At 32.6% G+C, this 12,227-nt stretch carries 10 protein-coding genes and 1 tRNA gene; 8 read left to right on the top strand and 3 right to left on the bottom strand.

Going from position 1 to position 12,227, the window contains the following annotated elements; translation table 11 throughout:
• On the bottom strand, positions 1 to 131 hold a 131-nt coding region (locus BW939_RS14990), incomplete at its 3' end, for a transposase (RefSeq protein ID WP_143753986.1).
• A 3,082-nt stretch (positions 132 to 3,213) separates the two neighbouring features.
• Here BW939_RS14990 and BW939_RS14975 point away from each other — a divergent pair.
• Both BW939_RS14975 and BW939_RS14970 read left to right on the top strand, forming a co-directional pair.
• Positions 3,214 to 3,498: a hypothetical protein gene (locus BW939_RS14975; protein ID WP_076452831.1), complete on the top strand. Its 285-nt coding sequence runs from the start codon at positions 3,214 to 3,216 to the stop codon at positions 3,496 to 3,498.
• An 11-nt stretch (positions 3,499 to 3,509) separates the two neighbouring features.
• Positions 3,510 to 3,923: a hypothetical protein gene (locus tag BW939_RS14970; protein ID WP_076452830.1), complete on the top strand. Its 414-nt coding sequence runs from the start codon at positions 3,510 to 3,512 to the stop codon at positions 3,921 to 3,923.
• A 151-nt stretch (positions 3,924 to 4,074) separates the two neighbouring features.
• On the opposite strand, the gene BW939_RS14965 is transcribed toward BW939_RS14970, so the two are convergent.
• Both BW939_RS14965 and mce read right to left on the bottom strand, forming a co-directional pair.
• A tRNA-Ile gene (locus tag BW939_RS14965) sits at positions 4,075 to 4,148 on the bottom strand.
• Positions 4,149 to 4,210: 62 nt separating this feature from the next.
• Positions 4,211 to 4,609 carry a methylmalonyl-CoA epimerase gene (mce, locus tag BW939_RS14960; RefSeq protein ID WP_076452829.1) on the bottom strand — a complete coding sequence of 133 codons (399 nt, stop codon included), beginning with the start codon at positions 4,607 to 4,609 and terminating at the stop codon, positions 4,211 to 4,213.
• 163 nt (positions 4,610 to 4,772) lie between these two features.
• Here mce and rbfA point away from each other — a divergent pair, with 163 nt between their 5' ends.
• The 6 genes from rbfA to ribD all read left to right on the top strand — a co-directional run bounded on the left by rbfA (position 4,773) and on the right by ribD (position 12,225).
• Positions 4,773 to 5,132 carry a 30S ribosome-binding factor RbfA gene (gene rbfA / locus BW939_RS14955; protein WP_076452828.1) on the top strand — a complete coding sequence of 120 codons (360 nt, stop codon included), beginning with the start codon at positions 4,773 to 4,775 and terminating at the stop codon, positions 5,130 to 5,132.
• Positions 5,133 to 5,135: 3 nt separating this feature from the next.
• Positions 5,136 to 6,341: an ABC transporter permease gene (locus tag BW939_RS14950; protein WP_076452827.1), complete on the top strand. Its 1,206-nt coding sequence runs from the start codon at positions 5,136 to 5,138 to the stop codon at positions 6,339 to 6,341.
• A 49-nt stretch (positions 6,342 to 6,390) separates the two neighbouring features.
• On the top strand, positions 6,391 to 8,454 hold the full coding sequence (locus tag BW939_RS14945) for an endonuclease (RefSeq protein ID WP_076452826.1): 2,064 nt from the start codon (positions 6,391 to 6,393) through the stop codon (positions 8,452 to 8,454).
• 61 nt (positions 8,455 to 8,515) lie between these two features.
• Positions 8,516 to 9,256: a shikimate dehydrogenase family protein gene (locus tag BW939_RS14940; protein WP_076452825.1), complete on the top strand. Its 741-nt coding sequence runs from the start codon at positions 8,516 to 8,518 to the stop codon at positions 9,254 to 9,256.
• Between the two features lie 74 nt (positions 9,257 to 9,330).
• The gene (locus BW939_RS14935; RefSeq protein WP_076452824.1) at positions 9,331 to 11,127 is read left to right on the top strand and encodes a DUF349 domain-containing protein; all 1,797 of its coding nucleotides are present in this window, start codon (positions 9,331 to 9,333) and stop codon (positions 11,125 to 11,127) included.
• Positions 11,128 to 11,190: 63 nt separating this feature from the next.
• Positions 11,191 to 12,225, top strand: a complete 1,035-nt coding sequence (gene ribD / locus BW939_RS14930) for a bifunctional diaminohydroxyphosphoribosylaminopyrimidine deaminase/5-amino-6-(5-phosphoribosylamino)uracil reductase RibD (protein WP_076452823.1) — start codon at positions 11,191 to 11,193, stop codon at positions 12,223 to 12,225.
• Positions 12,226 to 12,227: the final 2 nt, after the last annotated feature.

The raw sequence follows: 12,227 nt of genomic DNA, 5'->3' as shown, positions 1-12,227 counted from the left end.
CGCCATTTGTATAGCAAAGTCACTTTAATACCGAGTTCTCTGGCTAATTCTGATATATTATTTCTCTCTCTGCTCAATTGAACTGCTTGGGTTTTGAAAGCAGGATCATAAATTTTTCGTTCTTGTTTCATATCTTAAAATTAAGGTTTTATGCTTAACTTTAACTGGACGTTAAATTAGTATATCCACACATCATTTTCTTCGAATTCCCAATACTTATTGCGAAGCTCAGAATAATATTCTTGGGATTGAAAATGAGATATAAAAAAAAACAAGATAAATGCAAAATATTTTCCTGTCATTGATGTTTACACTATAATTAGGCTTGCAAAAATAGGGCTTTCAGATTAAAATAACCGCTGTTACTTTAATTTTAACACACCTGCTTAAAATATTGTTTTTAAGATAATTACAATTAAATAATGTAAAAAATTTAAAAATATTTACGTAAAATTTTTAATAATCGAACCAATATAACATTGTATGCTTCATTATGTCTTTATAATTTAGCATCAGAAAAATTAAGGAAATAATTGCGAAGGAAATCTAAACAAGAAATTTCTAAAAAGTAATAAATGATAATGGTGCATTACCCACAGGAAAATTTTATTAATGCTGTGCTGTTTGTAATTATATAGTTGTTTTTTGTTTGTGAATTACACATCTTATAATATCAGAAAAGCGTAATAATTATTGTAAATCATGATTGGGTATCAGTTGCCACTATTTTCATTTATCTCATTCAATATGGTAGAAACACAAATCTTTCAAACGAAACAATAAAAGTAATTTGATCTCACGAGTACAAGAGAACCTTATCGTGAAAGCGTTTATAAAAAAATGAAAGAAATTTTCACGATGCTTTTTAGAAAGCATTACAAAAACCAAATATGAATCACAATAAGGCAAGCAAGTGCTTTACGGAAGCTTTTCAGTTATCTTGGCAGACCCTGGGAAGAATTACGTCATTTGAATTTAGCTTGCCTTATGGTTCATATTTTTTTATTTAAAATTTCTGAATTGGCTTCAAAAGTTTCGCACGCTATTTAGATAAATTTAAAATCAAAAATAATCTATCTCTCTTACATCTCACATTCTTCATCACAAGATTTTTATTTTCTCAATGAAAGACTTTTCAACAATTGAAAATACCATTCGATGGTATAATTAAGTTATAACAATTTGTAAAGTAAATCTCCTTAATTCCATCTGGGGAATCATAAACTTATTTTAAATCTAGTAAGAAGTGCTAAAATCTTAACCGAACAGAATTCAGTATTAAGTAACTCCCATCACAAGTATTATAACATAAATAAATATGGGGAGGAACATGGAAATCATAACTACAATGATTTTTCATACTGCAATATGTTTGAGGCGATAGAGGATTTAGAACAGGATTTTAAAAGTCTTAATCTGAATGAGGGTTATTTACAAAGTCTAGAATTTGGTTTTAATCTATTAGTAGATAAAACACCAAAATACTATTTAGATAGTAATTTCCTGTTATATAAACATAAAGCACCAATGATTAATAAATCCACAAACGCAATGAATTACAAAAAGTTTGAGCACAGCAGTATAAATTGGAAAATTTATGACAAGGGAACTCAATACAGTCTTGATAATCACCTGTTTAGGATTGAAATAATTTCAGGTCGATTGAATTAAAAAAGCTTGGAATTCGAACTCTAAATGAGCTTAAAAACCGAAATAACATATTACTACTCTATTCGAAATTCATGGACTGTTTTAAAGTATTTACTATTGTTGATAATAGATTTGAAAGAGATGATTTAACCGATGAAATTATAAGTGACTTGGGAAACAGGTTAGAACCCTCATACTAGAAGCAAAAAAAAGGGAAAAGCAACCTTTTAGAGATAAGGCAAAATTAAATGAAATGATTATGCAAAAAAAACTCAACACAAAAGAGCTTTATTTCATTGAGCTGATAAAAAATAAATTTAGTGAATTGTTTTACGACTGCAATTGTTTGAAGCAGGTAGCTTGATTGGTTTTCATGTATTGTATATAAACTAAAACAAATCAAAATTAATTTTCTACCTTTGCATTATAAACATCAGGAGTTCAGATACTAGTTATCTGATGCCAACAGAGCGAAAGCCACTGTGGAGTCGTATGTGGGACGAAAAATCGTTCAAAAAGATAATTCTTACATACCTTCTGATGTTTTCTATAATGTCAGATAAATGAAAAAGATATTTTGTTTTTATGCATTCGATTGTCCTATTATCGTTGAAGTAACAACTGATAAGAAATATTACTTTGATTACGAATGCTTATATCCATATACAAACATCAAATCCACATATTTCAATGAGAACGACAATTTTCTAGTTGACAATCATTCAATTAAAGTAGTATTGGAACATATATTTTGTGTAGTAGGTTTACTCACAGTGAAATCAAATTCTACCTCTTCTACAAAGCTTAGTTCAATTATGGCAGTTAACAAAAACAAAGACTGCTTTCCAGCTCTATTTATGGACGTATTTTGTCATTTCGAACAAAGTGTATTCTCAAAAGATTTAATTGGGAATTTATCTCAGCTGTTAAACTCACAGCGTGATATAATCAGTGAAAATCCAGAAGTATGTCATATTTATAATATAATTTTAAAATCTAAATTCAGTAATGTGCATTTTTACACTAAATCAAAAGTACTATTTGACACATCCCTACCGCCAAAGGTTCTCAAGTTTCTAAAATTTTGTAACTATCACGATTGGGTAAGAAACTCCGTTACTGATTTTTATTTTCACAATCATGAACAAAATAATTCAGATGAACAAAGATTATCACATTTCAATCAAATGGAAAATCAGCTAAAACTAAAATTGTACTTGAGTATGATTAATGAACGGAGATTCACTTATTACGATGATTTATTGAAAATATGGTGGAGTCATAGATATTAAATAAAAGATAAAAAAATGTTTTTATATATTTGCACCAATACATCAACGAAAAAATAAAAGTGTAAAACTTTTGCTTTTGTTCAGAGAGAATCGGCAAAATTCAACAAGAACCACAAAATGCAAACAGTTAACACACTTGTCTTAGGGCAAGTGGTTATCCTGTTTTTATGTGGTACGGGCTTTGCCGAGCCTTCTGAACTAAAAGCAAGTGAGAACCCACTTGCTTTTTTTGTTGTTTATAATTAGAAATTATTAACAATAAAATTTTTATATGAAACATTTATTTTTCGCAGTTGCGACTGCTTTCGTAATTACTTCATGTGGTGCAATTTCAAGAGGAACAACTGGCACAACAGAAAGTAAGTTAATTAAAATGGTTTCGGTTGAACAAGGTTGTCCAGTCGAAAACATTAAGGTTATTGACAAGGTAAAAGGATTAGGAAGCGGTTCTTACGCACTAGAGGTTTGTGGCAAACGTATGGTATATAAACAAGCTGGAAACACTTTTATGGAATCATCTAAAATGCAAACTATAATGAATAGTTCGGGAAACTAAAATTTAAAAAGATGAAAAAAACTTTATTATTGCCTTTAATGGTTATGTCACTTATGACTTTGAATTGTTCTGGAAATGATGACAATGAAACAGTACCACAACAAGTTAACCCTATATCAAATTCGTACTTTCATCCTCCTTCCTGGATTAAGGGTACTTGGAAAGTGGCTTCAACTTCTTACTTTCAATTTACTGATGATGATTTCATATATGTAATGAATGGTACAAGTTATAAAGCTGTACTTACTCAAACAGCTACAGCAGGTCAGACAGCTAAAGTAAACGAGGAAATTTCGGAAACCGACTATAATTTTACTATTATTGCTGGTGGCTCGACTGGAACATATAAGTTTAAGAAAATTAATACTACTAGAATACAGTGGGTTAATCATGTTTCTCAGCAACCATTTTATTTAGATAAATAATATAGGTTTCCAAAGACAAGCATAGGTAAAGTCCTTGTTGTAGGATACAACTAAAACTTTTCTCATTTAATGAGAGAAGTTTTTTTTGCATTTTATCTTGCAACAACATAAAAAAAGCACCTACATCTCTGTAAGTGCTTGATTTAAAAAGTGGTCCCACCTGGGCTCGAACCAGGGACCACCTGATTATGAGTCAGGTGCTCTAACCAACTGAGCTATAGGACCTCAAAATTTGGTTAAATTTTGTGTTTGCAAAAATAGTAAAATTTCTGTTCCTACAAAATTTTTTATGCATTTTCTTGGCAAAGTTCTATTAATACGCCATTCGTGCACTTCGGATGAAGGAAGACAACTAATTTATTATCAGCTCCTTCTTTTGGTTCTTCAGATATAAATTGGAACCCTTCTTTTTTTAATCTTTCTATCTCAAAAACAATATCTTTTACCCCAAATGCCAAATGATGAACCCCCTCACCCTTTTTATCTATGAATTTAGAAATCGGACTATCTTCTCTTGAAGCCTCCAAAAGTTCTATTTTTGATTCTCCAGAATTATAAAAAGATGTTACCACACCTTCCCTTTCTACAGATTCTTGTTTGTAAGATTCTTTGCCTAGTAATTTTGTAAATAGTTCATTGGAGAGACCAAGTGATTTTACTGCAATACCGATATGTTCTAATTTCATATTATTAATGATAAAAAATGTAAGATTATTAATTTTTTTTCAAAATTATTAGTGAAAAAAATCTATGATTTCTATTTAATTAAAAAATTCAACTCAACTTTTTAAAATTTAGATAAATTTAAAAAATTTCAATTAAAACAAAAATAGTAAATTTGCACAAATTATGGAAAGTAACAGACAAAGAAAAGTAGCCCAGATTATACAGGAAGATTTCGCAGAACTTTTCCGCAAGCAGGCATCAGAAAGTAAACAAAATTTTTTGGTTTCGGTTTCGGACGTGAAGATAACTCCGGATTTAGGAATTGCAAAAATTTATTTAAGCATTTTTCCGCAAGAATTTCGTTCATCTATCATGAAAGAGATTGAGGCAAACAAAGCACAATACAGAAATTTCATCGGCCAGAAAATGGCTAAACAAGTACGCATCATTCCACAACTTAATTTTTATCTTGATACTACTCTCGATGATGTTGAAAAGATTGAAAAAGAACTTCGTGGCGATGGAGACAATCCTATTCTGTAAATCTTGAAAAACATTGCGTCCTACATTGCATCGCGCTACCTGATTTCAAAAAAGGGAAGTACGGCGGTAACATTTATCACATGGCTTGCCGTGGGAGCAATGGGTGTTGCAGTGACTGCAATGTTTGTCATCATTTCAGTTTTTTCTGGGCTAGAAGACTTCAATAAAGATCTTGTAAAAGACCTTCACGCTGATCTAACAATAAAAAGTAAATCTGGAAAAACAATTAATAATATTCCCGAGATATTATCTACTCTAAAAAATAACCAGGATATTTCTCATTTTTCTAGGCTTATTGAAGAAAAAATTTACATCACCTATAATGGTAAAGGTGACATTGCTTATCTGAGGGGTGTAGATTCAGTTTATACACAGGTGAATCCTATTCAAAAAAATGTGGTATATGGCAGCTACCCCAGTTTTAGATTTAATGATGAAGTTTTACTTGAAACATCTTTAGATATGCGCTTGTCTATCCCGGTAGACTCTACCCAAAGTACGGCAACTTTATATATGCCAAAACCCGGAAAAGGCCTCATCAACAAAGAAGAAGATATTTACAACAAGAAAAATATTTTTGTGTCGGGACTTTTCTCGGGAAAAGATCAGCTCAACAATTATATTATCGCACCCATAGGATTATCTGAAGAGCTTCTAAATTTACCTAAAAACTCGGCTTACAGTATTGTTTTAAAACTCAAAAATCCTGAAAAAGCAAATAGTGTAAAAGAAGAATTGCTCAATAGCTTAGGAAAAAGTGTAACAATTAGCACCAAAGGAGAAGAAAACGCAGCATTTTGGAAGATGATTAATACCGAAAAACTGTTTATTTATCTTATTTTCGGGTTAGTTATCTTCATTACCACATTCAATCTAGCGGGTGCAATTATTATTTTGCAACTCGACAAAAGAGAGCAAGCAAGATCTCTTGTTTCTTTAGGGTTTCCTTTAAGCCATCTTAGAAGAACTTATTTTTATACTGGTCTTCTTATTGTTTTTGCAGGCATCGTTAGTGGGTTGATTATTGGCACCGCACTTTGTCTTTTTCAAGTATATACAGGATCATTTAAAGTAGTTGAAGACTTGCCTTTTCCCGTGAAAATCGAATGGAAAAACTACCTTATTGTTTCTGCTACTGCTGCAGGCTTTGGAGTACTTATTTCTTGGGTTTTCTCTAAGATAAGCAAAGGCTACATTACTAAAACTTAATATATCAGCGATTTAATTTTTGTATCTTTGTCGCCCAATTTTAACAAAAATGAAGCGATTTTTCTCTTTTTTAGCATTTAGTTTTGCTGTTATTTTCGGTAACGCACAAGCTCCGGCAGGCTACTACACACCTGCAAATGGACTTACTGGCGCACCTCTAAAAACAGCTCTGAAAAACATTATTACAGCCAATCATAACCCAGGAAGCTACGCTGGTCTGTGGATTGCCTATCAAACAACAGATTTAGATAATGCTCCAGGATCTGGGCTTGAAAATGACGGAAGTATTTTAGACATTTATTCAGAAAACCCAAACGGCTCAGATCCTTATAATTATACAATTACAACTAATCAATGTGGAGGAAGTGGTTACAATAGCGAAAGTGACTGTTACAACAGAGAGCACATTGTACCACAAAGTCTTTTCAATGAAGCGTCTCCAATGGTTTCAGACATTCATTTCATCAGAGCAACAGATGGCTATGTAAACAACATTAGAAGTAGTTATCCATTTGGAATGGTAGGTACTGCAGATTACACATCAAATAACGGATCAAAAAAGGGAACATCTGCTTCGCCTGGCTATACTGGAATTGTTTTTGAGCCTATTAATGCATTTAAAGGAGATGTTGCAAGAATGATTTTTTATTTTGTAACAAGATACGAGACGCAACTATCAGGATTTTCTTCAGGAAATATGCTTGGAAACTCTGCTTATCCCGGACTACAGACTTGGGAACTCAACCAACTATTGGCGTGGCACAATGCAGATCCCGTTTCTCCAATCGAAATTCTAAGAAACAATGCATCTTACACCTACCAAGGAAATAGAAACCCGTTTATTGACAATCCTTCTTATGCTAATGATATTTGGGCAAATCTAAGCAATGATACACAATCGCCAAGTGCTCCAACAAATCTTATCGCAACAGGAACAACTGTCAATTCAGCTTCTCTAAGCTGGACTGCTTCAACAGACAACGTGGGAGTTGCAGCATATAACATTTATGTAAATGGAACTTTCCATTCTACCGTAACAGGAACTACAGCTACCGTTTCAGGACTTGCTTCTGGTACTACTTTTTCATTCTATGTAATAGCTACAGATGCTTCTGGCAATCTTTCACCTCAAAGCAATGTTGTTCAAGCAACTACAACTACAGATACGCAGGCACCTACAGCTCCTACAAACTTAGCTGTTAACGCTACATCCAGCAATTCTGCATCACTAAGCTGGACTGCTTCTACAGACAATATTGCGGTAACAGGTTATGCAATCTATGTAAACGGAACTTTCTATTCTACCGTAACAGGAACTATGGCAACTGTGTCTGGCTTATCTCCATCCACAACTTATTCATTCTATGTAATTGCAACAGATGCAGCCAACAATGTGTCTCCTCAAAGCAACACAGCAACAGGAACCACTACTGCACCACCACCAGCTGGAGGAAGTTGTGGAACAGAAGATTTCACTACAATACCTGCTAATGCAAGCAATTATGCAGCAAGAACCTGGACAAACAACGGAATTACTTGGAATGCAACGGATGCAAGAACCGATCAAACTATTAATGGAAGAGCATTGATGATCAGAAATGGGAATCTCACCAGCTCGAATATCGCTAACGGTATCCAAAGCCTTACATTAACAACACAATTGAAATTCTCCGACAGCCCTGGAACTCTTACAGTATTGGTAAATGGAACTAGCGTAGGTACAATTCCTTACAGCTCAACACAAACCACAACAACTATCAACAATATTAATATTTCAGGTAATGTAATCATCTCAATTGTAAATTCAAACAGCAACAGAGTAGCAATGGATGATCTTAGCTGGACTTGTGGTGCATTGAGTACTAAAGATTTGATAATTGAAAAAAAACAATATCAACTTTACCCAAATCCCGTTAAAAATCACCAAATATTTATTAAAGGTGAAAAACTTGACAAAATTAAAACTGCGGAAATTTACAATTTGAATGGTCAGCTTTTAAAGAAAATTGAAAAGCCATTTTTACATTCAAATAAAATTGAAATAAGAGAACTTCCTAAAGGAATTTACATCCTTAAAACTGATGAATTCTCTACTAAATTTATTGTAGAATAATTTTCAACTTTTTTCCCATATAAAGACCGGCATTGTCCGGTCTTTTTTTTATTTTTGAACTATGGAAGCCAAACAAAAACTGGGACTTATCGGTCGTAATATCTCCTACTCCTTTTCTAAAAAATATTTTGAAGATAAATTTCAAAAGCTAATAATCAACAACTATTCTTATGAAATATTTGATTTACAAGACGTTAGTGAGGTTGAAAATCTTTTCGGAGACCCTGAACTTCTCGGTTTTAATGTTACCATTCCATACAAAGAAAAAATCATAAAATACCTTGATGAGCTGAGCGATGAGGCAAAAAAAATAGGTGCCGTAAATTGCGTAAAAATTGAAAACGGTATAAAAACTGGCTACAATACAGATGCAACCGGTTTTGAAAAAACATTGCTACTACACCTTAAATCACATCATAAATCTGCAATCATTTTAGGAAATGGCGGTGCTGCAAAGGCGGTAAAATATGTTTTAGACAAAATGCAAATCCAAAACATCACTGTAGCTAGAAGTTCAGAAGAATTTAATTTTAAAAATATTTCAGTAGAAACAGTAAAACAGCATACTGTTATCATCCAAACTACACCGGTTGGAACTTTTCCGAATGTGTACGATTGTCTTGATTTTCCTTTTGATGGAATCACAGAACAACACTTAATTATTGATTTGATTTACAATCCCAACTACACAAAATTCATCATAAAAGCTTCAGAAAAAGGAGCAAAAACTGCCAATGGTTTTTATATGCTAGAACAGCAAGCAGAAAAAGCTTGGGAAATTTGGAATAATCAAAAAAAATAGTATAAATTAGTACTTTGTTATGCTTTTTCCAAAAATTTAAAAGTTGATAACGCCAAATATATAAAAGATTTGCTATGACTACAGAAAATAACTTTTCTGAAAACGAAGAAAAGAACACCCAAGAGTCTCAAAATGAACCTTCTACAACGGTGCAAAATACAGAAATTCCCACTGAAACTGAAGCAGAACAACATCATGGGCCTGAGCATGAAGAAATCAGCCTTTCAGATGCTTTGAAAGAAATGGAAACCATCATCAATAGTGAAAATGCAGGCGAACAGCACAAAAGATTTAATTTTCTGAAAGAAAAAGCAAATCATGCGATTCATGATGAAGTAGAAGACAAAAAGCATGAGTACATCGATGGTGGAAATGCTCCCGAAACTTTCAGTTATCATCATCCACAACAATCAAAACTGAATGCATTATATCATATTTTTAAAGAAAAACATGACGATTTTCAAAAAAATATCGATGCAGAGCAGCTCAAAAATCTTTCTCATAGACAAGAAATCATTGAAAGATTAAAAAATCTGTACACCAACTCTGAGCCAGGAGTCAATCTTTTTAAATCTATCAGAGAAGTGAAAGAAGATTGGTCTAATGCCGGACAAGTAGCAAAATCTGAATTTAAAATTTTAAACAACAATTATTTTCATCATCTGAATCAGTTTTACCAGATGCTTGATCTTAATAAAGAATATCTTGAGCAAGAATATTCTCACAATCTTGAGAAAAGACAACACATCATTGATCGCGCAAAAGAATTGGAAAACGAACCGATAATTCAAAAAGCGTTGAATGAGTTACAATACCTTCACAAACTTTGGAAAGAAGAAGCAGAGCCTGTTGCAGAAGAGTTTCGTGAAAAAACTTGGGAAGAATTCAAAGAAATTTCCAATAAAATTCATGAGAGAAAATCTGAACTTTCTGCAGCAATAGAATCTGAGCAAAATGCCAATTTCGAAAAGAAAAACAGCATTATTGAAGCAATTAAAAAACTATCTGAAGCAAGCGAAAACCCTAATCATAATTACTGGCAAAACGCAATAAAGAAAGTAGAAGATTTGCGTGCTGAATTCTTGAAAATAGGAAGTGTACCAAGAAAGCTTTCTAATCAAAACTGGAATGATTTTAAAATTACTTTACGCACTTTCAATACTAAGAAAAATTTATACTACAAATCTTTAAAAGGATCACAGCAAAGCAATCTTGAAGAAAAATTAAAGCTCATAGAAACTGCAAAAGACAATATGAATAGCGAAGATTGGGAAGTTATAGTACCTCTCTTCAAAAAACTTCAAGACGATTGGAAACAAATTGGGCATGTACCAAAAAGTATGACCCACAAGATCTGGGACGATTTCCGTGAAGCTTGCAATACTTTCTTTAATAATTTCAGAGAAAAAAGCAATGTATCAAACGATAATTGGAAAGAAAACTACAAAACAAAAAAATCTTTATTGGATGACCTTAAACTTGTTACCGACGAAGATGGAAGTGTGGAGAAAATTGAAACCATAAAAACCGCATGGAATAACATTGGAAAAGTTCCTAGAGATAAAATAGGTATCAATTCTGAATTTAATAAAGTTTTGAGAGAAAAATTGAAACTTAATAAAATGAACGAACTTGAGCTGAAAGAAGAGGGGCTTTCTGAAAATCAACTTACTGACAAAGCAAGAAAAATAAAAACCCAAATTTCAGAGCTGGAAGGAGAAATTGTGAAACTAGAAAACAATATCTCATTCTTTACAAAGCCTTCAAGAGAAAACCCACTATTGGCAGATACTTACAACAATCTGGATAACAAAAAAGTACATCTGGAAACTTTAAAACAAAATCTGCACAATATCATCAGCGGAGAATAATTGTATAAAAACTTGATATAGGCGGAGCAAAGCAATTTGTCTTCGCCTTTTTTAATTTAAATAATGAAGGACGAATTCTATATTAAAAGATGCATTGAGCTTGCGAAAAAAGCTTTAGGCAAAACCTACCCCAACCCAATGGTAGGCTGTGTTATTGTACACAAAGACATCATCATTGGAGAAGGCTATCATGTAAAAGCGGGAGAGCCACATGCAGAAATCAACGCAATAAATTCTGTAAATAACAAAAATCTCATCCCAGAATCTACTATTTATGTTTCTTTGGAACCTTGTGCACATTACGGAAAAACACCTCCCTGCGCTTTAAAAATCGTTGAGCTCGGTTTCAAAAAAGTAGTTATTGGTGCGATGGATTCTCACGATAAGGTAAATGGAAAAGGAAAAAAAATCATTCAGGATGCAGGAATTGAAGTGGTATCGGGAATTCTTGAAAAAGAATGCACAGAACTCAATAAAAGATTTTTCACATTCCATGAAAAAAGAAGGCCTTTTATCATCCTAAAATGGGCAGAATCTGAAGATGGCTTTTTAGATAAAGATTTCAAACCCACACAAATCAGCAATCTTCTGACTAAGCAATTTGTACATCAATTGAGAAGCGAAGAGCATTCGATTTTAGTGGGAACTACTACTGCTCTTAGAGACAACCCAAGCCTTACCACTAGAGAAATTATAGGCAAAAATCCCATTAGAATTTTAATAGACATGGATTTAAAAGTTCCATCCCATTTTCAGATTTTTAATAACGAAGCTGAAACGTTGGTCTTTAATTCAAAAAAAGAAAGTGAAGAAGGAAATATTAAATTCATTAAAATAACAAGCGAAAATTTGATTGAAAATTTGATGACAAAAATTCATGAAAAGCAAATTCAATCAGTTATTATAGAAGGCGGAAGCTTTGTACTTCAGCAATTTATTGATGCTGACCTTTGGGATGAAACCATTATTATTAAAAACAAAAATTTACAGTTAAGAAACGGAACCAAAGCTCCAAAATTTAAGCAAGTCCTTTTTAAAACTGAAGATTTCAGAGATAATTGTATTGAATTTTACAGAAATTCAAAATTAGAAAATTGATT

Source organism: Chryseobacterium piscicola (genome assembly GCF_900156685.1).
Taxonomy (GTDB): Bacteria; Bacteroidota; Bacteroidia; order Flavobacteriales; family Weeksellaceae; genus Chryseobacterium; species Chryseobacterium piscicola.
Note: the sequence above shows the minus strand (reverse complement) of the source record. Positions and strands in the feature narration are given on the sequence as shown.